At 70.0% G+C, this 23516-nt stretch carries 21 protein-coding genes and 1 pseudogene; 11 read left to right on the top strand and 11 right to left on the bottom strand.

All coding sequences use genetic code 11. The features are described from left to right. Positions 1-68 precede the first annotated feature (68 nt). Entirely contained in the window at positions 69-440 is a 372-nt protein-coding gene (locus tag ABZ434_RS32305) for a helix-turn-helix domain-containing protein (protein WP_359144307.1), read from the bottom strand. 96 nt (positions 441-536) lie between these two features. On the opposite strand from ABZ434_RS32305, the gene ABZ434_RS32300 reads away from it, so the two are divergent. After that, positions 537-1418, top strand: coding sequence for an NAD(P)-binding domain-containing protein (locus ABZ434_RS32300; RefSeq protein ID WP_359144304.1), 882 nt, complete (start codon positions 537-539; stop codon positions 1416-1418). A 51-nt stretch (positions 1419-1469) separates the two neighbouring features. Here the strand turns inward: ABZ434_RS32300 and ABZ434_RS32295 are convergent, their stop codons facing one another. Further along, positions 1470-1679, bottom strand: coding sequence for a hypothetical protein (locus ABZ434_RS32295; protein ID WP_359144301.1), 210 nt, complete (start codon positions 1677-1679; stop codon positions 1470-1472). Positions 1680-2003: 324 nt separating this feature from the next. On the opposite strand from ABZ434_RS32295, the gene ABZ434_RS32290 reads away from it, so the two are divergent. Together ABZ434_RS32290 and ABZ434_RS32285 are read left to right on the top strand one after the other, a co-directional pair. Further along, positions 2004-2660 (top strand): YceI family protein, encoded by a 657-nt coding sequence (locus tag ABZ434_RS32290; protein WP_359144298.1) that lies wholly within the window; start codon positions 2004-2006, stop codon positions 2658-2660. A 407-nt stretch (positions 2661-3067) separates the two neighbouring features. Continuing rightward, complete coding sequence (locus ABZ434_RS32285; RefSeq protein WP_359144295.1) at positions 3068-3976, top strand: NAD-dependent protein deacetylase; 909 nt, start codon at positions 3068-3070, stop codon at positions 3974-3976. Between the two features lie 166 nt (positions 3977-4142). Here the strand turns inward: ABZ434_RS32285 and ABZ434_RS32280 are convergent, their stop codons facing one another. The 5 genes from ABZ434_RS32280 to ABZ434_RS32260 all read right to left on the bottom strand — a co-directional run bounded on the left by ABZ434_RS32280 (position 4143) and on the right by ABZ434_RS32260 (position 10425). Further along, on the bottom strand, positions 4143-4727 hold the full coding sequence (locus tag ABZ434_RS32280; RefSeq protein WP_359144292.1) for a fasciclin domain-containing protein: 585 nt from the start codon (positions 4725-4727) through the stop codon (positions 4143-4145). 435 nt (positions 4728-5162) lie between these two features. Then, entirely contained in the window at positions 5163-7118 is a 1956-nt protein-coding gene (locus tag ABZ434_RS32275; protein ID WP_359144290.1) for a glycogen debranching N-terminal domain-containing protein, read from the bottom strand. Continuing rightward, positions 7115-8503, bottom strand: coding sequence for a trehalase family glycosidase (locus tag ABZ434_RS32270; protein ID WP_359144287.1), 1389 nt, complete (start codon positions 8501-8503; stop codon positions 7115-7117). Before ABZ434_RS32270 ends, ABZ434_RS32275 begins: the two co-directional genes overlap by 4 nt. Continuing rightward, positions 8500-9300, bottom strand: a complete 801-nt coding sequence (locus ABZ434_RS32265) for a sugar phosphate isomerase/epimerase family protein (protein ID WP_359144284.1) — start codon at positions 9298-9300, stop codon at positions 8500-8502. Before ABZ434_RS32265 ends, ABZ434_RS32270 begins: the two co-directional genes overlap by 4 nt. A 78-nt stretch (positions 9301-9378) precedes the next feature. Continuing rightward, positions 9379-10425: a zinc-binding alcohol dehydrogenase gene (locus ABZ434_RS32260; RefSeq protein ID WP_359144281.1), complete on the bottom strand. Its 1047-nt coding sequence runs from the start codon at positions 10423-10425 to the stop codon at positions 9379-9381. A 135-nt stretch (positions 10426-10560) separates the two neighbouring features. Between ABZ434_RS32260 and ABZ434_RS32255 the strand changes: the two genes are divergently transcribed. The 5 genes from ABZ434_RS32255 (at position 10561) to ABZ434_RS32235 (ending at position 16207) form a co-directional block, all read left to right on the top strand. Next, complete coding sequence (locus tag ABZ434_RS32255) at positions 10561-11964, top strand: extracellular solute-binding protein (RefSeq protein ID WP_359144278.1); 1404 nt, start codon at positions 10561-10563, stop codon at positions 11962-11964. Between the two features lie 33 nt (positions 11965-11997). Next, a complete protein-coding gene (locus ABZ434_RS32250) occupies positions 11998-12978 on the top strand; it encodes a sugar ABC transporter permease (RefSeq protein WP_359144275.1) in 981 nt (326 codons plus the stop codon). 113 nt (positions 12979-13091) lie between these two features. Further along, positions 13092-13919, top strand: coding sequence for a carbohydrate ABC transporter permease (locus ABZ434_RS32245; RefSeq protein WP_359144324.1), 828 nt, complete (start codon positions 13092-13094; stop codon positions 13917-13919). A gap of 85 nt (positions 13920-14004) precedes the next feature. Continuing rightward, a complete protein-coding gene (locus tag ABZ434_RS32240) occupies positions 14005-15219 on the top strand; it encodes an ROK family transcriptional regulator (protein ID WP_359144271.1) in 1215 nt (404 codons plus the stop codon). Between the two features lie 79 nt (positions 15220-15298). Beyond that, positions 15299-16207 carry a Gfo/Idh/MocA family oxidoreductase gene (locus ABZ434_RS32235; RefSeq protein ID WP_359144267.1) on the top strand — a complete coding sequence of 303 codons (909 nt, stop codon included), beginning with the start codon at positions 15299-15301 and terminating at the stop codon, positions 16205-16207. 426 nt (positions 16208-16633) lie between these two features. On the opposite strand, the gene ABZ434_RS32230 is transcribed toward ABZ434_RS32235, so the two are convergent. Further along, complete coding sequence (locus ABZ434_RS32230; RefSeq protein ID WP_359144264.1) at positions 16634-16762, bottom strand: hypothetical protein; 129 nt, start codon at positions 16760-16762, stop codon at positions 16634-16636. Positions 16763-16932: 170 nt separating this feature from the next. Here ABZ434_RS32230 and ABZ434_RS32225 point away from each other — a divergent pair, with 170 nt between their 5' ends. Next, entirely contained in the window at positions 16933-17568 is a 636-nt protein-coding gene (locus tag ABZ434_RS32225) for a L,D-transpeptidase family protein (protein ID WP_359144261.1), read from the top strand. Positions 17569-17645: 77 nt separating this feature from the next. Here the strand turns inward: ABZ434_RS32225 and ABZ434_RS32220 are convergent. Continuing rightward, a pseudogene (locus ABZ434_RS32220) lies at positions 17646-18172 on the bottom strand (adenosine deaminase); the annotation flags it as partial. 592 nt (positions 18173-18764) lie between these two features. Here ABZ434_RS32220 and ABZ434_RS32215 point away from each other — a divergent pair. Next, a complete protein-coding gene (locus tag ABZ434_RS32215) occupies positions 18765-19322 on the top strand; it encodes a DinB family protein (protein WP_359144258.1) in 558 nt (185 codons plus the stop codon). 18 nt (positions 19323-19340) lie between these two features. Here ABZ434_RS32215 and ABZ434_RS32210 read toward each other — a convergent pair whose 3' ends face one another. After that, the gene (locus ABZ434_RS32210) at positions 19341-19685 is read right to left on the bottom strand and encodes an IS630 family transposase (protein ID WP_359144255.1); all 345 of its coding nucleotides are present in this window, start codon (positions 19683-19685) and stop codon (positions 19341-19343) included. A 119-nt stretch (positions 19686-19804) separates the two neighbouring features. Further along, positions 19805-20167, bottom strand: a complete 363-nt coding sequence (locus ABZ434_RS32205) for a hypothetical protein (protein ID WP_359144252.1) — start codon at positions 20165-20167, stop codon at positions 19805-19807. Between the two features lie 296 nt (positions 20168-20463). Here ABZ434_RS32205 and ABZ434_RS32200 point away from each other — a divergent pair, with 296 nt between their 5' ends. After that, positions 20464-23487 (top strand): BTAD domain-containing putative transcriptional regulator, encoded by a 3024-nt coding sequence (locus ABZ434_RS32200; RefSeq protein ID WP_359144249.1) that lies wholly within the window; start codon positions 20464-20466, stop codon positions 23485-23487. Positions 23488-23516: the final 29 nt, after the last annotated feature.

Below are 23516 nucleotides of genomic sequence, written 5' to 3'. Positions count from 1 at the left end.
TCGTCGTCCGCTACGAGGCCACCGTGCTGGTCGCGGCCATCAACGAGTAGCTGTGGCCGGCACGTTCACTACAGGCATCGGCCCGCCTTCTCCTCCAGCCCTCGGCCGGCCGGCCGCTCGCGACCCCAGGCGGCCAGCGGCTGGAGTGCCTCGTTGAGGCGCTTGCCGTCGTCGGTCAGTGAGTACTCGACGCGGGGCGGCACCTCGTCGTAGGAGACACGGTGCACGACACCGTCCGCTTCCATCTCACGCAGGTGAGAGGCCAGCACCTTCTCGGTGATCCCCGGAAGCAGTCGACGCAGCTCGCCGAAGCGACGGCAGGGGTGCTCGTGGAGCGCCCAGAGGATCAGCACCTTCCACTTGCCGCCGATCACCTCCATCGCGGAATCGATCCCGCAGACGTGTCCGTCCGGTGTGCCCGGCCGGTTCAGCGATGTCATGCCCCACCCTTTCGACGTGCTCGCTCACCCCGGGGTAACCACCCACTGTCAAGTGCGTACTTGATCACCCCCGGACTTGTGGCCAGCCTAATCGGCATGACACAGAACACTGTTGAAAAGACTCCTCTCACGCTGCTGGGTCTCGGCGTGATGGGCACCGCGCTGGCTCGTACCTGGCTGGCCGCCGGCCACCCACTGACCGTCTGGAACCGCACCCCGGCCCGCGCCACGGCGCTGGCCGCTGAGGGGGCAAGGGTCGCGGACACCGCCGCAGAGGCGGTCGCAGCGAACACCCTGGTCGTCGTCTGCCTGTTGGACGACACCTCGGTCGACGGAGTGCTGGCCGGCACCGATCTGGCCGACAGGGACCTCGTCAACCTGACCACCAGCACCCCTGCCCAGGCCCGCGCCCGCGCCGAGTGGGCCCGCGAGCGCGGCGCCCGCTACCTGGACGGCGGGATCATGGCCGTCCCTCCGATGATCGGAGTCCCGGAAGCCGGCGGCTACGTCTTCTACAGCGGCTCGCCTGAGCTGTTCGAGCGGCACCAGCAGACCCTGGGCATCCCGGTCGGCACCACCTACGTCGGCGAGAACGCGGGCTTCGCGGCCCTGCACGACGTGGCCCTGCTCAGCGCCATGTACGGGATGTTCGCCGGTTCCGCGCACGCCTTCGCTCTGATCCGCAACGAGGACATCGACCCCGAGGCGCTCGCCCCGTTGCTCGCCGACTGGCTCGTCGCGATGGCCCCGACAGTTCACCAGACGGCCAACCAGCTGCGGAGCGGTGACTACACCAAGGGTGTCGTCTCCAACCTCGCTATGCAGGTGGCCGGCACGCCGACCTTCCTGAGCACCGCCGAGCAGCAGGGGGTGAGCCCGGAACTGCTCAGCCCCTACTTCGAGCTGATGCGCCGCCGCCTGGCCGAGGGCAGCGGCGAGGAGGACCTGACGGGCGTGATCGACCTGCTGGTGCACTGACCGGCCTTTTGCGGCCCGAGGAGCGACCGTGCTGGCCACAGGTCGCAACGGCTAGCTGTGACCAGCACTTTCGCGAGCACGCCCGGTGTCGACGACGGAGATGATGACGCCGTCCTGTGCGGACTGGGTGAAGTCGGCGAGCAGTTCGGAATCGGGGTTGCCACTGAAGACTCGGATGCGCCCCGAGCCGGGGACGCTCGACGCGAGAATGCGAACAACGCCGGCGAACGGCCTACTGATGTCGATGGTGATTGGGACCATGCAATGCACCCGCCGGGTTCCAGCAGGCGGCGGTACTGGTGCTGCCTCGTAACGTACTCCGCCATGCTGCCGGATCTGCGGCCAGCGCACCCCACACGCGCTCCCCCACCCGGATGCCAGTCGCCAGGACCTCATCTCGGCGATCTCCGGCACAACCGCGAGCGCACTCTCGACGCCGCTCGCGAGGCGTTCCCGCACCCCGGCTCGGCGGTTCCACCACCCTCCTCTCCCCCGGTGCGTCACTTTGTGAAAGTTCACTCGGCAATGTTCGGGTCCTGGACCGGTCCCTTGTGGGCGCCTCCTACTTACGAGTAACTAGCAGTCATGAACCTCTTCAGCCGCAGCCCCCTGCTCCGTCGCCCGGAGCCCTCCGTGGAGCAGTCACACGTCGGGTCCGCGGCCGCGGGTGCCGTTGTTCTGCCGGACCCCGCCCTGGCTGCTCTGACCGGAGAGTGGACGATCGACCCCGCCCACAGCAGGATCGGTTTCTCCGTGCGCCACGCGATGGTGACCACGGTCCGCGGCGCCTTCCTGGAGTACGAGAGCCGCCTTCACTTCGACGGTCGCGACCCGGCCCGCTCCCGCGCCGAGATCTCGCTGTCCACGGCGAGTGTCGACACGGGGGTGGAGCAGCGGGATGCACACCTGGTGGGCCGCGACTTCCTGGACGCCCGCACGCACCCGAGGATGACCTTCACGAGCACGGCCGTGCAACTCATCGGCAAGGACGTCTACCGCATGACGGGCGACCTCACGATCAAGGGGAGGACGCGTCCCGTGGTCCTGGACCTCACCTACATCGGCTATGTCATGGACCCGTTCGGCTACGAGCGGGTCGGATTCGACGGGACCACCACCATCAACCGGTCCGACTGGGGTCTGACGTACAACGCCAGGCTGGCCGAGGGCGGCGCCATGGTCAGCGAGCGGCTTCGGCTGCAGTTCGACATCGCCGCCATCCGCACCCCCTCCCCCGCCTGACACGACCGGCAGGATTCTGGCCGCCGGAGGAAGTCGCACGGTCGAGGTTTCGGATGTGCGAAGGGCCCCGCGGAAGGCGCAGCGGACCCACTGGTGCCCGCTGTCGGCTGCGTGCCGGGGAGGCCTGGCCATGTCGATGGTCAGCGGCGGCAGAGGCAGCGGGATGTGTGCCCCGTACGCACGGCCGCGACAGGCACCGGCCGCCGGCTGCCGACCCGGACCTCCGGATTGCATCCCCCGCGGATGCGCGGTCGGCCGACCCCCGTCCCGGGCCCTGGAGAACCGGCGGGCGACAGGGCCCGATGTCGTAGGCGGCGTGCCGGGGGCTCTGCTCGAACGGTGACAGAAGGTGATCGTCAGCGGCGGCGGAAGCAGGTGATGGCAGCCTCTTCCGTACCCTGGAGGGCATGCGTATGCGCCCCACTCTGAGCTGGACACCTACAGAGGACCTGCCATCGGCCACGACGGATCTGAAGCCGGTCTCCGATGCCCTGAGTACGGGCGGCGTGCTGGTGCTCAGCGGTGCGGGCATGTCGACGGAGTCGGGTATCCCCGACTACCGGGGTGAGGGCGGAAGCCTGAGCCGGCACACTCCGATGACGTACCAGGACTTCACCGGCGGTGCCGATGCCCGACGTCGTTACTGGGCACGCAGCCACCTCGGCTGGCGCACCTTCGGGCAGGCCCGCCCGAACGCGGGGCACCGGGCCGTCGCATCGTTCGAGCGGCACGGCCTGCTCTCGGGCATGATCACCCAGAACGTCGACGGCCTGCACCAGGCCGCCGGCAGCCGGGGCGTCGTGGAACTCCACGGAAGCCTGGACCGGCTCGTATGCCTCTCCTGCCGCACCCTCAGCCCACGCCGTGAACTCGCCGCTCGGCTGGAGGAGGCCAATGCCGGCTTCGAGCCGGTGGCCACCGCGCTCAACCCGGACGGCGATGCCGACCTCACGGACGACCAGGTGGGTGACTTCCGAGTGGTGCCCTGCACGGTATGCGGCGGCATCCTCAAACCGGACGTGGTGTTCTTCGGCGAGGCCGTGCCCCCACAGAGGGTCGAGCACTGCCGCAGTCTGGTCCGCGAGGCGGCGTCGCTGCTGGTCCTGGGGTCCTCGCTGACCGTGATGTCCGGACTCCGGTTCGTCCGGCAGGCGGAGAAGGACGGAAAGCCGGTACTGATCGTCAACCGGGACCCGACCCGGGGCGACCGGCACGCCCTCACCCGCATCGCGCTCCCGCTGGGCGCGGCGCTCACCGCCGTAGCGGGCCGTCTGGGCTGCCCCGTCGAGGACGAGGCGGCCGCAAAGCCCGGGTGAGCGGAGCGGGTGTCCGTCACGCGCCCGTCGGGCGGCCGCAGACCGCGGCATCGAACCCGCCGAGGGGGGCCGGTCTGCCACGCGTCGGGGCAGATGGCGTGGAGCCACTGCCGCGACGGCTTCCCGGTCAGCGGTCCACCGCGGGCAGGTGGGACCGGCTGCTCACTCAACTCTTGGGCATGAGCACACTGTCGATGATGTAGACAGTGGCGTTCGCGGTCCTGACGTTGCCGCAGACCACGTTCGCAGTGTCGTTGACCTTGAACTCTTCTCCGGACCCGCTCGTCGTGAGGCGGCTCCCTTCAAGGGTCTTGAAGTCACCCATGGGCAGCTGGTCCGGGGCCACCTTCTGACCGACCACGTGATAGGTCAGGATCTTGGTCAGCTCGGTCTTGTTGGCGAGGACCTTGTCGAGATCGGCCTTCGGGATCTTCTTGAAGGCGTCGTTCGTGGGAGCGAAGACAGTGATGTTCTTCGCGGTGTTCAACGTGTCCACGAGGCCGGCCTTCTTGACGGCTGTGACAAGGGTGGACAGTTCCGGATTGTGCGAGGCCGCGGTGGCGACCGGGTCCTTGGCCATGCCGTCGAACGAGCCGGAGCCGCTCTTGGGGACCGACGAACAGGCGGGGCCGAATGGGCCGCTCGTGCTGTCGGATGCCGTTGCCGTGGCGCCGAACGCGGCGAGCGAGAACGGCAGCGCCAGTGTGGCGGTCCCGATCACCAGCCGGTTACGAATTCGCGATGCGGTCATGATCAACCCTCCTTGAGGCGTGCCCGACTGCTGAACTCCCCAGCGGCCGTGCGGCGGGCCGGGACGCGGATCACCGGAGCAGGTGGTCTCCGTCACGACCTCACATGAGGAATTCGCCTCTGGGGAGCTTTTGGATGCGGCTGTTCCTGAAAGGTTCGTTCTTGGATCGGTGAGCGGCAGGAGGGCGCCGCCGTCATTGAGCCTCTCTTTCGCGGTCCCTGAGATGACTTCGAACCCGACTCGGGCGTGCTACTGCGATGCGGCCGCGGCAGCGACTCCAGGTGCTTGAGCAGGCTCTTGCGGGCACGCATCTTTTCGAAATCCAGGGCAACACCCGAACTCGTAGAGCCCCCGTGCCCCGCTGTCGGGACGAAGCGGCCTCGCCACCTGCGTTCCGGAGCGTCCTGGGTCAGCGAATTTATGGCCTCGTCCGTTTCAGTGCTCCTGCAGTGCCGAGAGCACCGCCAGGGGCGTCGCCGCCGCCCATGCCTGCGGTGAGCAGGAGTGGGGGTACGGCACCGGTCGGGGGTGCTGGGATCGTGCGTAGCCCGCCATGACCTCGGGCAGCCGGTGGCCGTGGTGGGCGGACGCTTCCAGCAGGCCGAGGGCGACCTTTCGCGTCTCCTCCTTCAGCCCGCAGCGGGCCAGGCCGAGCAGGATGACCGCGTTGTCGTGCGGCCAGGAAGTTCCCCGGTGGTACGAGAGCGGGTGGTATGCCGCCTGGCCGGACGCCAGCGTACGGATGGCCCAGCCCGAGAAGAAGTCCGGTTCCAGCAGGCGCCGGCCCACGCGCTGTGCGTGCGCCGTGTCCAGGATGCCGGACCACAGCAGGTGCCCCGCGTCCGAGGCCAACGAGTCGACCTGCTGGCCCCGGCCGTCCAGGGCCAGTGCCGGAAAGTCGGGACCGGACATCCAGAAGTCCCGCAGGAACCTGTCACGCAGACCGGCGGCCGCGCTGTCGAGCCGGTCGGCGTAGGCGTCGTCGTCCCACACCGAGCGGGCCAGCCGCGCGGTGCGCACCAGCGCGTCGTAGGCATACCCCTGAGCCTCCACGACGGCGATCGGGCCCTCGGCCTGGGAACCGTCCAGGAAGCAGATCGCTCCTTCGGAGTCCTTCCAGTTCTGGTTCACCAGGCCCTTCGGGTCGGGCGAGTAGACGAGGTATCCGCTCGCGTCCAGGCCGCCGTCGCGGAACATCCAGGACACGGCAGCCCGCGCGTGCTCTTCAAGGCGGGTCGCGAGGGCGGGGTCGCCGGTGGCCTCCGTATAGCTGTCCAGGAGCACCAGGAAGAGCGGGGTGGCGTCGACCGAGCCGTAGTAGCGGCCGTAGGGGACCTGCCGAAAGTGGGCGAGTTCGCCGTGCCGGATCTCGTGGACGATGCGCCCCGGCTGTTCCCCGCGGTCTGCGTCGTACTCCGTGCCCTGGGTCGCCGCGAGGGCGTGCAGGGTGCCCTCAGCCAGTTCGGGCCGGTAGGGCAGCGCGAAGAGGGAGGTGAAGAGCGAGTCCCGCCCGAAGAGCGTGAGGAACCAGGGGATTCCCGCCGCGGGCACCTGGACGCGCTCGCCGCCCGGGCCGGTGGCGGGGACCCGAAGCGCTGCCAGGTCGCTCAGGCCGCGGGCGCAGGCGTCGGCCAGCCCTTCGGGTGCGCCGGGAGGAATGGGCAACGGGGTGGCGGTGAAGGCCGCCGTGTCCGCCACGTGCTCCGCGACGGCCTCGGCCGGGGAGCTGACGGGGGCCGGATCGGGCGCACCGTGGGCGAACGCCGTTACGGTGAGCATCAATTGGGCCGTTCCGTGGGCGGGCAGGGTCAGGTGCCAGTCCAACTGGTGGGCGGTGTCCGGCGCCCCGACCGGTCGGACCGCGGCCGGGGCCGGAGACGAGCGGACGGCCGTACGCGACAGCCAAGCGCCGCGCGCATAGGTGAAGGTGACCCCCTCCGCCTGAACACTCGCCGTGCGCAGCGCGCCTTCCTTCTCGTACCGGCGTTTGTCGGACCGCAGCTCGAACTGGTCGGCGAAGTCGGCGTCCGTGATGAGGGAGAGGGCCGCGTCGACGGGTACCGGACGGTTGTTGACCAGCCGCAGACACTCCGTCAGCACGCCTGCGGAAACGGCCTGTTCCCGGAATACGGTGTACGCTGCCGGCTCGTCCCGGGTGCCCGGCGGTGTGAGCACGCACAGGGCGGACGCATCGCCGGCCGACGGCACCAGCACCTCCGGCACGGCACCGTCGACGATCAGCGTCCACCGACTCAGATGCCGTGCGTCGCGGTGGAACAGCCCGTCGGGGGAAGTGCCGCGACGGCCGCCCACACCACCGTCGGCCCCGAGGACGGCGAAGGTGCCCGCGCGGACCAGGGTGGTGTCCGCGACGGGATCCACGTCGTTCATGTGCGCACTCCGATCGAGGGGGTGTCCGGGGAGACGGTGTCGTCGGCCGGTCGTTCCGCCAGCAGGTCGAGGGTGAGGGCCGCGGTCCAGCCGAAGGCACGGGTGCCGCGGGCCTCGGCCGTGAACGGGTCCACGTACTCGGCAAAGGAACTGGCGCCCGCCGCTTCGAGCATGGCCGCCCGTAGAGCGGCCGCCGTCCGGTGCTGCCCGTACTGGCGCAGCCCCCGCTCCAGCAGCCAGTTGGTGTTGAACCAGGCGGGACCGCGCCAGTAGCGCGACGGGTCGAAGGCGTGTCCGGTGATGTCGTACGACGGCACCATCGGCGCCTCGCCGAGCAGGAATGCGCTGCCCCGGGCCGTTCGCAGCAGCGCGTCGACCAAGTCCTGAGGGAGGCCGGGCACGATGAGCGGGACGAGCCCGGCGACGCTGCGTTCGGGGATCAACTCGCCCCCGACCAGGTCCCGGGAGAGGAACATGCCGTCGGCGGGCGACCAGAGTCGCTCCACCAGGGCATCGGTCAGACGGGCCGCCCGCGCCGCGTGGGGGGCGGGATCCGCACCGGTCTCGGCGGCGATCCGGGCCAGGGCGTACTCCGAGACGATCAGCAGTGCGTTGACGCACGGGTCCTCGACGGCGAAGGCGTGTGTGCCTCGCGCATCCGAGTAGCCGCTGTCCCGGTAGTCGGCGGCGAGCCGGACGTACCGCCCGTAGTCCAGGTCGGTGGGGCGTTCCGCAGCCTGCCCGTGGTCGAGGTCGGCGCGCCGGTACGAACCGGGCGCGGCCGGCTCGACGCGCTGCAACGGGCCGTCCCAGCAGGGGCTGTTGTCCATGCCGGGCTCCCACGGGTGCACCATGGCAGCGAGTCCGCCGCCACCGAGGTCGCGGCGGCCCGTGAGGTAGTCGTGCCAGGCCACGAGCCGGCCGTACACCCGGGGCAGGAAGCCGCGACTGCGTGAGCTCTCCGGGTCGGCCCGGTGGACGAGCCAGGCGGCGAGAGCGTGTACCGGGGGCTGCACGAGGCCGGACGTCTCGGTGCCTGCCGGCGCTCCGCAGGGGGCACCGGCCGTGGAGGAGCGCCAGAAGTCGGGGCTGGGGAAGTACGCGTCGAGGGGTACCTCGGGGCTGAACACGATGTGGGGGACGCGCCCGTCGGCCCACTGGGCGCCCAGCAGGCTCTCCAGCTCGCGCTGGGCCCGGCGCACCGACAGATGACGCAGGCCGATCGCGATGAAGGCCGAGTCCCAGCTCCACTGGTGCGGATACAGGCCGTGCGAGGGGACGGTGGAGGAGCCCGTCCAGTTGGTGAGGAGTACCCGTGCCGCGCCGCGCCGAAGGGTCAGGTCATCGGCGGCGGCGGGCACGGGGGTCTCGAGAAGCGAGGTCACGCGCCGGACCTCCGGAGGAACGCCGGGATGGCCCGCACGGCCGCCAGGGGGTCGCCGGTCAGCCGGCACTCGACGGCGAGGTAGCCGTCGTAGCCGATGCTGTTCAGGGCGCCGGTCCAGGCCGGCCAGTCGAGGTGGCCGGCGCCGGGCTGGAACCGGTTGGAGTCGCTCACCTGGGCGTGCCCGATGTAGGGGGCGGCCGCCAGGATCGAGGCCGAGGGGTCGGCCTCCTCGATGTTCATGTGGTAGCTGTCGATACCGATACGGACGGAGTCCAGGCCCACCGTGCGGATCAGGTCGACGGCCTGGTCCAGCCGGTTGACCATGTGGTCCTCGTACCGGTTGAGCGGTTCCAGGTAGAGGGTGACGCCCTCCCGCCGGGCGTGCTCACCCAGCTCGGAGAGACCGGCCAGCAGCACCTCGCGGTCCTGCTCCTCGGTGCGCGGCGGCTCGAAGGGAGGGAGCCTGCGCGAGAACATTCCGTACGACGCGGGGGTCTGCACGCCGAGCGCGCCGATCTCGGCGGCGACGGAGAGCTGCGACTTCATCTGCTCCAGCGCGTCGCGGCGCAGGCCGTCGTCGAACGCGGCGAAGAAGTGCAGCATGTCGACGCAGACGGTCGGCATGACCACGCCGTCGGCGAGGGCCTGCTTGAGCTCCGGCAGGCGGTCACGGAAGTGGAAGTCACCCTTGGACCGCAGCTCCACGGCGTCGTAGCCGGCGTCCTGGGCGAAGGCCCACTTGTCCTGGAGCGTGTCGCCGGGGAGGAGCTGTTCCTGGCAGGCGGTTTTCAGCATGGGAGGGCCTTTCGGCGCCGGCGGAGGGCGCTCGGGATTCTGATGGATGAGTCGGAGTCGGAGCCGGGTGCGCCGGACTCAGAACTCCAGGACGACCTGGAGGGCGTCTGCGGGCGTCTCGTCGAGCAGCACATACGCGTCGGCGGCCTCCGCCACCGGGACGACATGGCTGACCAGGCGCTTCACATCGACCTGGCCCTCGGCCACCAGCGACAGGAAGGTCTGCTGGAGCCGCTCGACGGTCCAGCGGCCTGCCAGCTGCGGGGGGACCCCGCCGATCTGGGAGCAGATCAGCTGCACCCGGTTGTGGTGGAACTCGTCGCCGAGGCGCAGCCCGGCGCCGTCGCCCTGGTAGAAGCCTGATGCCACGACCCGGCCGCCGACGGTGACGGAGCGGACGGCTTCGTGCAGGGCGGGGTACACCCCGCTGATCTCGATGGCGACATCGGCGCCCGACCCTGCGGTGGCCTCCCGGATGCGTTCGGCGACGCTGTCGGTACGGGCGTTGAGGGTGTGGCGCGCACCGTACTCACGGGCCGTCGCGAGCCGGCCGTCGAGGGCGTCGACGGCGGTGACACGGGCACCGTTGAGCTGGGCGAGGCGGGTGGTGAGCAGCCCGATGACGCCCTGACCGAAGACGGCGACGTCCTCGCCCAGGTGGATGTCGGCGGCCAGGATCGCGTTGTACGCGATGGCGCCGACCCGGGCGAAGGCTCCGGCCAGCGGTTCGAGACCGGCGGGCAGGGTGTGGCCGACCATGCGCTCGGCCGGGACGATGCCCTCGCTGCGGTGGCCCCAGATGCCCCAGACCAGATCGCCGACGACCGGCATCCCGGGGGTGCCGACGAGCTCGGGAGAGACCTCGGCGACCTCGCCGACCTCGGAGTAGCCCCAGCCGGCCACCGGGTACTCGATGCCGGCCGCTCCGTCGCGGAAGATTCGGGCCTCGGCGTCCCAGGTGCGCGTGAGGTACGGGTTCGTCCCGCGGTAGGCGGTCAGTTCCGTCCCTGCCGAGATGCCGGAGTAGCGGGTGCGGACTCGCAGATGTCCGGCGGGCAGCGGAGCGCTTCCGTGCTCGGCGACTTCGACCTGACGGGGGCCGGTGAACTGAACGACGCGTTCCACGAGGAGCTCCGATAGCGCTTGAAGGGTGTTGCTCGCTGACTTCAGTCGAAGATATCTCAGAGTTATGTCTTGTCAACAAGCAAAAGTGATGCTGAGATGCATCAGGTAAGTGCATAAGCGGCGTGAGGACAGAGCATGGTGATAACGACCCGACGGTCGAGGGCGACCCTGTTCGGGCTCGCCGCGACCCTGGCCGGGGGCCTGCTGGCCGGCTGCTCCGGCAGCACGGGCGCGCAGCAGCCCGACAACAGGATCACGGTGTGGTCGCAGGAGAACCTGCCGCCGCGGATGGCGGCGACCAGGAAGGTCATCAGCCGCTTCGAGAAGGAGAGCGGCGTCAAGGTCGACCTCGTGGGTGTGGACGAAGCACAGCTGCCGCAGCTGATCATGTCCGCGGCGGCGGCCGGCAAGCTCCCGGACGTCATCGGAGCGGTTCCGATGGGCCAGGTCTGGCAGATGTACGGCAACGGTTTGCTGAACACCAAGGTCGCGAACCGCATCGTGCAGAACCTGGCACCGGACACGTTCAACAGCAACGCGCTCGCGCTCACCTCCGACGGTGGCACCAGGCTCGGCGTCCCCTCCGACGCCTGGCTCCAGATCCTCGTCTACCGCAAGGACCTGTTCGCCAAGGCCGGACTCGAGGCACCGAACGACTACGGAAGCGCCCTGAAGGCCGCCGCCGCACTCGACAAGGGAGGCCGCGACGGCATCTCGCTGGCCACCGACCCCTCGGACGTCTTCACCCAGCAGAGCTTCGAGGACCTCGCCCTGGCAAACGGCTGCCAGCTGGTCGACGAGGCGGGCAAGCCCGCCCTCGACTCCCCCGCGTGCCGCACCGCCTTCAAGGCGTACGACCAGCTTGCCCGGGGCCACGGAGCCCCCGGCACCCAGAGCGTGGACACCACCCGCGCCACCTACTTCGCCGGCAAGTCGTCGATGATGGTCTGGTCGTCCTTCCTGCTCGACGAACTGGCTGGCCTGCGCTCGGACGCGCTGCCCAGCTGCCCGGAGTGCAAGAAGGACCCCAAGTTCCTCGCCCGCAACACGGGTGTCGTCACCTCTCTGAAGGGCCCCGACGGCAAGGAACCCGCCCAGTTCGGCGAGATCACCTCGTGGGCCGTCACCAGGACCGCCGAGACGGGCGCCTCCGAGAAGTTCATCGAGTACATGATGGGCAAGGGCTACGCCGACTGGTTCGGCATGGCCCCGGAAGGCAAGATCCCCGTCCGCACCGGCACGGTGCAGAAGCCCGGCTCCTTCGAGCAGGCCTGGCGCTCCAGCGTCATGGGCGTCGACCACCGCGAGTCCATGCAGAAGGCCTACCCCCCGGCGCTCCTGGACCAGTTGGTCAGCGGCGTCGGCGGCATGAAGCGATGGGGCCTCACCCAAGGGCAGGGCACGCTTGTCGGTGCCACGAACGGTGAGCTCCCCGTCGCCAAGGCCATCGGCGCGATGACAAGCGGCCAGGTGTCACCCGACGAAGCCGCCGAGGAGGCCGACGAAGAAGTGACCGCCCTCCAGAAGTCCCTCCAGTAGCCCCACGCCGCTCCCCCATGAGGTAACCGTCCCATGAGCACCATCACGAGCGGCGCGAAGAAGCGCCGCATCCCACCGCAGAGCACGAGCAGGCGGGAGAACCGCGCAGGGCTCGCCTTCGTGACCCCCACCTTCCTCGTGGTCCTGGTCGTGGTCATCCTGCCGATCCTGTGGACCGTCCTGCTCGCCTTCCAGAACGCCAAGCTGGTCGACATCCAGGAGAACGGCCTCTTCGGCCGCTGGACCCTGGACAACTTCTCCCAGGTCTTCGGCTCACCCGGCTTCTGGAGCAGCCTCGGCACCACGCTCCTCTACACCGTCGGCGCCACCGCCGGTTCCGTCGTCCTCGGACTGATCGCCGCCCTCGCCCTGCGCAGGCCCTTCCGCGGACGGGGCGTTCTGCGGGCTGCGATGCTCCTGCCGTACGTCGCCCCCGTCGTCGCGGTCTCCTTCGTCTGGGAAGTCGCGCTCAGCCCCCAGTACGGCATAGTGAACGAATGGGGCCGCAAGCTCTTCGGGTGGGACGACCCCATCGCCTTCCTCTCCACCCGGTCCTACGAAGTCGGCTTCCTCGGAATCCACTTCGACATCCCGCTGGCACTGCTCACCGTCATCGCCTTCGAGACGTGGCGCTACTTCCCGTTCGCCTTCCTCTTCATGCTCGCCCGCCTCCAGGCGGTTCCGGCCGGCCTGGAGGAGGCCGCCGAGGTCGACGGCGCCACACTCTCCCAGCGCTTCCGCCACATCCTGCTGCCGCAGCTGATGCCCGTCATCGCCCTGCTGTCCGTCCTGCGCTTCATCATGACGTTCAACAAGTTCGACGACATCTACCTGCTCACCGGCGGCGGTTCCGGCACGGACGTGGTGGCGGTCCGGGTCTACGACTTCCTCACCTCGCGGTTCGACGTAGGGGCCGCCTCCGCCCAGGCTCTCGTCCTCGCCGTCGTGCTCATGGTCCTCCTGGGCGTCTACTTCAAGTTCTTCGGCAAGAAGATGCAGGAGGAGTCGGCATGACCGCCACCCCCACGCTCACCCGCGACCAGGCAAAGCGCACCACACGCCCATTGCCCGCGCCGCGGCGGAACCGGCCCACCCGCGCCCAGTTCGAGGATCGGTTCTTCGGCGTCATGCGCTGGGTGGTGATCGCCTTCCTCGCCGCGATCACGATCGTGCCCTTCTACTACATGCTGATGCTGTCGGTGAAGCCCATCGACGCACTGCTCCTCGACCCGGGCAACCTCTGGGTCTCGGCCAAGGACTTCACGCTCGACACGTACGAGAGCGTCCTCAAGTCCTCGCAGGACGGCGGCCAGGGCTTCCTCGGCATGCTGCTCAACTCCGCGCTCGTCGCCGTCGCCACGGTCCTGCTCACGCTGGCCGCCGCCGTACCGGGCGCCTACGCCGTCAGCCGACTGAAGTTCTTCGGCAACCGCCAGATCAGCGCACTCTTCCTGGCCGTCTACCTCTTCCCGGCCACCCTGCTGGCCGTGCCGCTCTTCGTCATGTTCGCGAAGATGGGGCTGTCGGGAAGTCTCATCGGGCTCGCCATCGTCTACATCGCGCAGACCGTGCCCGTCTCGATCTACATGCTGAAGAACTACTTCGTCACCATCCCCTTCAGCATCGAGGAGGCGGCGGCGATCGACGGGGCGTCCCGGCTCCAGACCGTACGCAGGATCATCCTGCCGCTCGCCCTGCCGACCCTGATGGCCACCGGGTTGTACGTCTTCATGATCGCCTGGAACGAATTCCTGTTCGCGCTCCTCTTCCTGGCGGCCGACCCCGACCGGTGGACGGTCTCGCTCGGCCTCCAGCAACTGGCCAACGGCATCGAGGTGTCCAAGACGGTACTGATGGCCGGATCGGTCGTGCTCACCATCCCTGTGGTACTCCTGTTCTTCTCCGCCGAACGGCTCCTCACCGAGGGCCTGACCAGCGGTGCGGACAAGGGCTGACCGCAGAGGCCGGAAAAACCGGCGGGAGAGACCACAGCCCCTCGGGGCAGGCACGGGCGCGACCAACAGAGCGAGGACCACGGGGATGTCAGGAAACCAGGCCAGCGCGGGACATCTGCTGGAGCTCATCCGCAGCGGCGAGGCCACCACGCGCGGCGAGCTCCAGCAGGCGACCGGCCTGTCCCGCTCCACGGTGGGGCACCGGCTCGACCAGCTCTTCGGGGCGGGCTGGCTGCGCGGCGCGACCGGCACCTCCACGGGCGGACGGCCCTCCGCCCGGCTGGAGTTCGATCCGGAGCACGCAGTGGTACTGGTGGCGGACCTGGAGACCCGGCACGCCCGCGTCGCCGTACTCGACCTCGCCGGCACCGTCCTGGCCGAGCACACCGGCGCCCTCGTCATCGCCGACGGCCCCGACATCGCCCTGGACCGTCTGGCTCGCTGGTTCGTCCCACTGCTCGCCGAGGCGGGCGTGGGAGCCGAGCGGGTCTGCGGCGTGGGGCTCTCCGTGCCGGGGCCGGTCGACTGGGAGACCGCCCGGATCATCCAGCCCCCGATCATGCCCGGCTGGGACCGCTTTCCCGTGCGGGAACGGCTGCGCGAGGCCTGGACCGAGCACGTCGGTCCCATGCCGGCCGCGGGGCCGCTGCCCGTGTTCGTCGACAACGACGCCAACCTGATGGCCCTGGCCGAGCAGCGGGCCGGCCACCCGGACTGCAGCGCCTTCGTCCTGGTCAAGGCGTCCACCGGAATCGGCGCCGGCGTCGTGGTCAAAGGCGAGGTCTACCGGGGCGTCGACGGCGGAGCGGGCGACATCGGCCACATCCGCCTGCACGACCGGCTCGACGCCCTGTGCATGTGCGGATCCTACGGGTGCCTCGCCGCCGTCGCCAGCGGCCGGTCCCTCGCGGGCCAGCTCACCGCGGCCGGTGTGCCCACCGCGTCGGGGTCCGACGTGCGCGAACACCTCGCCGCAGGCCAGCCCGACGCTGTCAGGCTCGCCCGGGAGGCGGGACAGCGCGTCGGCGAGGTCCTGGTCACTGTGGTCACGCTGCTCAACCCCGGCGTGCTGATGCTGAGCGGCGATCTGGCCGGAACCGCCTTCCTCACCGGCGTACGCGAGCTCATCTACCAGCGCGCCATGCCCCGCACTACCGCCCACCTCCAGGTCGTCACCTCCGAACTGGGCGACCGGGCGGCCCTGGTCGGAGCCGCCCGCATGGTGATCGACCACCTGTACTCCCCCGATCGCGCCGACGCCCGCCTCGCAGCTCTCGCCAGGGCCACGACCGGCGCCTGAGCCGGCCGGGGCCGGATCCCGGCACGCCCCACCGGACCGGCGGCCGATCGCACCACACCGCACACCGACGGAGAACACCATGCCCAGCACCACCCCCCTCGCGCCCGCCTGGACCAGTCAACCGGTCCGCGTCGGCCTCGTGGGCGCCGGCCCGTGGGCCCGCGCCATGCACGCCCGCATGCTCGCGGCCGGACCCGAGACGATGCTCGCCGGGGTCTGGGCCCGCCGCCCGGAAGCGGCGGCCGAGGTCGCCGCACCCTACGGGGCTCCGGTGGCAGGCTCCTTCGAGGAACTCATCGACACATGCGAGGCAGTCGCCTTCGCCGTGCCGCCCGCAGTCCAGGCCACCCTCGCGCCTCGCGCCGCCGCCGCAGGCCGCGCCCTCCTCCTGGAGAAGCCGCTGGGCGCCGGCCTCGACACCGCACGCGGCGTCGCGGACGCCGTCGCCGAACACGGAGTGATCTCCCAGCTCGTCCTCACGAAGCGGTTCCACCCGGTCACCCGCGCCTTCCTCACCGAGGCGGCCGGGCACGACGTGACGGGAGCCCGCTCCTGCTACCTGCACGGGGCCTTCCTCGGCGGGGAGTTCGCCACCTCCTGGCGGCTGGAGCACGGCGCCCTGCTCGACCTCGGCCCGCACTTGCTCGACATCCTGGACACCGCGGTCGCCCCCATCGTCTCCGTACGGGCCACCGGGGACCCGCGCCGCTGGGTCGAGCTGACCTGCGAGCACGAGAACGGCGCCGTCAGCCAAGCGTCCCTCTCCGGCTGCGTTCAGCTCCCCAAGGCCAGAACCCGGGTCGAACTCTTCGGCCGGGAAAAGGAGTTGGTCTACGACACCGACGGCATCGATCACGCGGAATGCTGGCCCGTCCTCCGACGCGAGTTCGCCACCGCGGTCCGCACCGGAATAGGCACCGGCATCGACGCGGCCCACGGCCTGCACCTGCAGAAGCTCCTCGATCTGGCCGCCCGCTCGGCCGGCTGAGCCGCCGGCCGGTGCATGCATCAGACCACCTGCGGTCCCGTCCGGGCGGCGGTGCAGCCGGTGCCGGCCGGCGAGAAGGACCTCGCGGGCGCGCACACCGCGCCCTGGACGCGGCCCAGGCTCACGTCCTCGGCTGCCTCGGCAGCCCGGATCGAGCTGATCTGGGATTGTCCGTGCCAGGCGGCGATCCAGCCGAGTCGGATGCGGCCGATCGGTGGATGTCTCTGGCGTCGGTAGCGGCGCGCACCCGCGCGAGCAGGTCAGGGAAACGGTGCAGATCCACGGCCGCCGGATCCACGGTCAGGAGATGGCCGCCCGTCTGCCGATCGCGGCGCGTGTCCCCGTCGCCGAGGCGCGGCGTAATCGGCAGAGGTAGCTGTACCGGCTGCCACGGGGTTCGCGCGGAGGGCTGTGTTCCCAGATCCGTCAGGTGAGTTCGTCGACCGGGGCGTGGTGGTTGGCCTCGGCGCCCAGAACCGCGAGGACGCACGGCCGGCGGGCGGGATTGAGGCCGACCGGTCTGCCGGCATTGCGTGCCTCGACGGAGCCGAGCACGCCCTACTCAGTGTCCATCCGTTTCTTCTCCCCCGGCCGCACATGCTGTCCAGCGCACGGCATGACCAGCGGGCCAAGGATTCCCCAAGGTTCGCACAGGATCGGCCATTCAGTATCGAGTTGCTCCCCGACGAACGCGGGGGATTTCCGAGAACTGAAGGAGCGGAACAGTGAACCGACTCACGAGTGCGGCCCTGACAGGTGTGCTGCTGGCGGGCGGCGTCATGACCGTCGCACAGCCCACCCAGGCGGCGCCGGCTGGCGTGGCGGCCGTCGACGCACCGGCCGTCGCGGAGGCCGCCGGCAAGACCAGCAAGTACTACTTCCTCTTCGACAAGAACTGGTCCGACCCCACCAAGTCGCGGCTGTACTACGTGAAGAGCCAGCCGGGCAAGGACCGGAAGATCGACGGCTGGCGGGCCGGATCCGGCAACGGCAGCACGAACGAGTGCGCCAAGAACGCGGGATGGCTGCCCACCGGGACGTACAACGTCGGCAAGCAGACGACGAGGAAGAACGGCGGGAAGAAGGGCATCAACGGCTACGCCATCCCCGTTTCCAACAAGTGGTGCAAGCCGAAGCCCGGCCAGCGCAAGGTCGTGCGCGACGCGCTGTTCATCCACAGCGAGATGCTCCCCAGCGGCAAGCAGGGCAGGAAGACGAACGGCGACAGCCCGTACCGCTGGGACGGAGCCAGGGACTACTACTCCCTGGGCTGCATCAAGCTCTCGCCCAAGGACATCACGGAGCTGTTCCGCACCGCGAACAAGCACGGCTGGCCGAAGCAGCTCAAGGTCGTCAACTGAGCACCGCCCAAGTCCGGACAGGGGCGCGCGCCCCTGTCCGGCTCCTTACGCCCCACTCGGCTACCCGGGCATCCGGAAACCAGACGTTGCCGCTCCGGCAGCGGCCGGAACGCCGCCTCGGCCGCCGCGACCGTGAACTCTCCAAGACCTCGGGGCCATAGCCGAACGCCTCCGCCATGTGCACGAACTCCGGACTCATGTCCGTCCCGGACACCAGGCGGTTGTCGGTCTTCAGGGTGACGTGGAAGCCGAGGCGGCGCAGCAGGTCGATCGGGTGGGGGTCGTACGACTTCGCCGCGCCCGTCCGGAGGTTGGGCAGACCTCCAGCGCGATGCGGCTGTCGCGCACGTACGAGGCGAAGTGGCCGAGCGTGGCCGTCCCGTCGTCGTGGACCGTGATCTCGTCGGTGATGCGCACCCCGCGGCCGACGGGCTCGGCGCCACAGACCTGCACCGCATCGTGGATCGACTCGGCGCCGACCCGCCTCACCGGCGTGGATGGTGGAGTTGTGGCGGCCGAGGCGCTGGAACGCGGGGAGGTGCCGGGCCGGCGGGTTGCCGATCTCGCAGCCCGCGATGCCGCGCTCGCGGTGCTCGACGGTCAGCAGGGGTTGGCAGAGGCTCCATGACACGAACGCCTTCGTGCTGACCTTCGGCCAGGGCGCGTGCAACTGGCGTAGCCGCGCCCGTCAGGGTGGCAGGCCAGACGGGCCATCCACCCCCACGGCCCGTGGCGCGACGCTGACGAGGTCGAACCAGCGGTCTTTCAGTGGGTCGGCGGACCCAACACCGAACACCTGCACTCCGCCCTGGGCTATCTCCCACCCAATGAAATTCGAGGCCAAGCACCACCGTTCCCACCCGACAACACCTACCGCCTGAAACCACAAAGACCGGCCTCCACGAAACTCAGGGCAGCTCAGTGGTCGTGCAGAGCCCTGCCGTTGGTGGACCGCAGTTCGCCGAAACAGACCTGCCCTTCCCAGGGGGCGGTCGTACCCGCTCCAAGCACGAGCAGCGTGCTCTTGCCGGCCTCAGGACACTGGAGATCCCTAATCGTGGGCGTTGCTGAGATTTGAGATCCAGCTCCGGGGGGGCATGCCGGGCGTGGTCGTTCCATGAGGTCCGGATGCCACTTGCGTATCGTCGCTGGATGTAAACGGAAGCCGAGGGTCGCGTCCGACTATGCTCCTGGTCATGAGCGAGTCAACTCCCTTTCCTGACCCGTCTGCGGTCCTCGCTGAGGCGGATTCCCTGCGCTCAGTTCTCGAGCGCAACCGGCGGACCTTCGCCTGGAAAACGTCAGGGCTGGACGAGGAGGCTTTGCGCGCGACCACGGCCGCCAGTTCGATGACGCTCGGTGGCCTGGTCAAACATGTGGCCCTGGTCGAGGCGGACTGGCTGGCGGTGAAGCTGGCCGGTCACGAGTACGGCGCCCCTTGGGACGCCGTGGACTTCGACGCCGACCCCGACTGGGAATGGCGCACCGGGGCCCTGGACTCCCCGGATGATGTCTACACGGTGTGGCGAGACGCTGTCGAGCGATCGCGCGAGCTCGTATCTGACATCATCAAGGAGCGCGGGCTCGACGGACCGGCGTCCTTCACCTGGCCGGACGGTCGCACGCCCAGCGTCCGGGACATGCTCTTGGACATGATTGAGGAGTACGCGCGGCACACGGGCCACGCGGACATCCTTCGCGAGACAGTCGATGGCCGCGTTGGCGAAGGTGCGCCCGAGGACTTCACCTTCTAGGAGATCCAATGGCTGAGGTTACGGCGGTTGGAAGTCGAGGCCGGTCTTGGCGGCCAGACCGTCGATGACGCCGGGGCGATACTGCATTCGTTTGAGCCTGGTCTTCACCAGCGCGGTGAACTGGTCGAGGCTGTGCTGGGTGCGATTTGCCAGGGACCGCTTCAGGTGCGACCAGACCCCCTCGACCTGGTGCGCGGCGTCGAGCAGGCGTGCGTAATCAGCCTCGGTGAAGCCTTTGCGGCGGCCTTCGGCGGGGCCGCGGTCGAGCTGGGTACGGTAGATCAGCCGGGGCTGATGGCCGGACTTCGTGCAGATCAGTGCCGCCATGGAGACGCGTTTGGTGTCCCCGGCGGTGACCCGCACGACGGGAGTGTGGCCTCGGGCCCCAGGCGCGGCCTCAGCCCCTGACCGGCTTCGTCCTCGAAGCAGAGCCAGGCGCCGAGGTCCACCGCCGTCTTTCCGGAAGCCTTCCCCGACCGGGGTCAGCCCGCCTCGTTCCCGATGGTGGAGACCTGCTCCAGGTCGCACCAACCCTGCGGGTAGGACGGAGGGTAGGAGCAGAGCTGGATGGTGACGGTGCCGGTCTCTCGCATGTCGTAGTAACACCACTTCTCGCCGCCGGAACTGGAGCACGACCCCGTCCGGCCGTAATCCGTCGACCACCAGACGATGCTGTTGCCGCCCGACGCGCGGTGGTCCACCCAGATGTCGTCTCCGTAGCTCATGAACCCTGCGTCCGCGTACGGGGTGCTGGTCCATGCCGACGCGGACGCCGACCCTGTCATTCCCAAGACGAGGACGACGGATGTACCCGCCGCCATGGTGAGTTGTGCGAGCTTCCTCATCCCTACCTCCTGTCAACTGGGCGCGGCTGCGACACAACGCCTGACCGCGCCGACGTACACCTCATGAAAGCTCTCGGGCTGTCCCGCAATCTCCGGTGGATCGGCGCGCAGCGTCGGCGGTGAGGTGACCGGGCGATGCCGGTGCACCGCCAGGCCGTCCGGGACGGCGGGCCGCCCGGTTCTGGACACGTCGACAACCATGTACGGCCGACCTTGCGAGAACCTTGCGAGAAACCTTGCGCGGCAGGTCACAGTGGTGCCTTCTGGGTCGGTACCGGCGTGAAGGGGAGCAGGGCATGCTGGAGTTCCGGTTACTGGGCACGCTCGAGGCATGGGCCGGGGGGCAGCCGGTGGCCCTGGGGCATGCGCGGCAGCAGTGCGTTCTCGCGGCCCTGCTGATCGACGTCGGCCGCCCGGTGCCCGCCGACCAGCTGCTCCACCGGGTGTGGGACGACCGTGCGCCCCACCGGGCCCGGGACACGCTCTACGCCTACTTGTCCCGTCTGCGCCGCGGGCTGGAGCCGCACGGCGTCCGGTTGGTCCGCCGGTCCGGCGGCTACGTGCTCGACCTCGGCGAGGCCGCGGTCCTGGACCTGCACCGCTTCCGGAACCTGTCGTGCCGGGCCATGCGGGCGACTGAGGACGAACAGGCGGAGGCGCTGGGACGGGAGGCACTGGGGCTGTGGCGGGGCAGCGCGTTCGCCGGAATGGACGCCCCTTGGTTCAACGCGCAGCGCCAGCTCCTCGACGGTGAGCGGTTCGCCGCCCAACTGGAGCTGGTCGAGGTCCGGTTACGGATGGGGCAGCATGATCAGATGGTCAGCGAGCTGGTGGCCCGGGCCGAGGCTCATCCGCTCGACGAGCGGGTGATCGGGCAGCTGGTCCTCGCCCTGTGCCGATGCGGACGGCAGGCGGAGGCGTTGAAGGAGTACGAGCGCGCCCGGCGGCGACTCGCCGACGAGCTGGGGGTCGACCCTGGCGCGGCGTTGCGGCAACTGTACGGTCGGATCCTGGCCGGGGATCCGGATCTGTCCGGGGATCCGGATCCGGCCGCCGCCCTCGTCGACGTGCCGTCTGCCGACGAGGAAGCGGAAGATGGCAGCGGCGCTGTGGTGAACCCCGTCACGGGCCGGCAGCTCGTTCCCCGGCTGCTGCCGGCGGACCTCTCCCTGTTCGTCGGCCGCGACGGCGAGGTGGACGAGGCCTGCCGGCTCCTGGGCGCGGACGGGCCGGGGCCGCTCACCCTGTTGGTCAGCGGTCCTGCCGGGGTGGGCAAGACGGCCTTCGCCCTGCGGACGGGCCACCGGCTCGCCTCCCGCTTCCCGGACGGTCAGCTGCATGCGGACCTGCGCGGCTTCGGCGACGAGCCGGCCGATCCGTTCACGGTCCTGGGCGCCTTCCTCCGCGCGCTCGGCGTCCGCGGCGGGACGGTGCCCGCGGAATTGACCGGACGCATCCATCTCTACCGCTCCTTGTTGGCCCAACGGCAGGTACTCGTCGTCCTGGACAACGCAGCCGGGGCCCCACAGGTGCGCGACCTGCTGCCTAGCGGCGCGCGGTGCGCCGCCGTCGTCACCAGCCGCACAACGCTGGCGGAGCTGAGCTGCCGCCGGCTCCCCCTGGACGTGCTGGACTTCGAGGCCGGGCTCGCCCTGCTGCGCGAGATGCTGGGTCCGGAGCGGACCGACGCGGAGCCCGGCTCAGCCCGCTCCATCGTGGAGACCTGCGGTGGTCTTCCGCTCGCGGTATGGGTAGCCGGCGCGCGACTGGCCGCACGACCACACTGGCCCCTGGCCCACGTGGCCCGCGCCCTCGCCGACGAGGAGCGCAAGCTCGACGAGCTGGCCGTCGGCCACATCGCCGTGCGGGCCAGCCTCGCACTCACCTACCGACAGATGGCCGCGCCGACACAGCACGCGCTGCGGATGCTCGCCCTGCTGCCCGGCCCCGACTTCACACCCTGGGCATTGGCCGCACTGCTGGACGTAGACCTGGGCAACGCGGAAGCCGTCCTCGATGATCTGGTCGAGGTGCACCTGGTGCAGATCCGCTCGATCGGCACCACCGGAATCCGCTATCAATTGCACGACCTGGTAAGGCTGTTCGGCCGGGAACGCGCGGATCACGACGTCCATCACCAGGACCGCACGGCCGCACTCACCCGGTTGCTCGGGGCCAGTCTCCACCTCGCCGACCTCGCCGCGGACACCCTCAGCGTCGACTTCCAGGGCATCTCGCAGACAGAACTGGCCTCCTGGCGGCTCTCCCCGGCGGACACCGGTCATCTGCTCGCCGACCCGCTGGCGTGGTTCACCGACGAGCGTCAGTTCCTCATCGACGTGGCGGAGCAGGCACTGGACAGAACGGAAGCCGAACCCGCCGCCGGACTGGCCGCCGCCCTGACGACCCTGTTCCAGGTCGGCGGCCACTTCGATGACTGGGAGCGGCTGCAGAACCGGGCGCTCAAGGCGGCTCTGAACAGCGGCGACCGGCACAGCGCCGCGAAGCTCCACCGCTGTCTCGGTGAACTCACCACCATTCTCGACCGGTACCCGGAGGCGCTGAACCACTTCGAGCAGGCGCTGGTGCTCGCCGAAGGGCAGGGACCGACCTACCGAGCGGGGGCGACCGCCGGGCTTGCGTACGTGCACAGGCTCGTCGGTCAGTACTCCTCGGCCGTGTTCCACTTCGAGAAGGCCGCCGAGTTGGCCCGGCAGGCGGGCAACGTCAACTGTCTCGTCTACGCCACCAACGGCCTCGGCGTCATCGACCTCGAGCAAGGCCGTGTCGAAGCCGCCGTGAAGCGGTTCACGGAGTGCCTTCAGGCCAGCCGGGCCGCGGGCTACAGGCCAGGGGAAGCCCAGGCCCTGCGCTGTCTGGGCCAGAGCCATCGGGCGCTCGGCGCCTACCCGGCCGCCGCCGACGCCTACCGGCAGGCGGTCGCGATCAGTGCGGACCTCGGCGACCGCCTCACCGCCACTCACGCCGCCTGCTGGCTCGGGGACGTCCTGGTCCGCCAGGGCCAGCATCACACAGGGCGCCGTCTGCTCGCGCAGACCCTGTGGACGTACCGGGAGTTCGGCAACCTCTGGGGCGAGGCCGCCACGCTGTACGCCCTCGCGGAGGCACAACTCGCGGCCGGTCGCCCGGCGCTCGCCCGCAGACGCGCCGAGGCCGCGGTCAGGCTCTGGCGACAGATCGGCTCCCACACCTGGCTCGCCGTCGCCCTCGAGACCCTGGCCACCGCGCACACCCGGGCCGGCGACCACCCGGCCGCGACCCGGGCCCGCGATGAAGCCGCGGGACTGCGGAGGGCCTGAGCACGCCTCGGGAGTCCAAAAGGCGGGCC

The organism is Streptomyces sp. NPDC005761, assembly GCF_040630635.1.
GTDB lineage: Bacteria > Actinomycetota > Actinomycetes > Streptomycetales > Streptomycetaceae > Streptomyces.
This window is presented reverse-complemented; position numbering and strand designations above follow the sequence as displayed.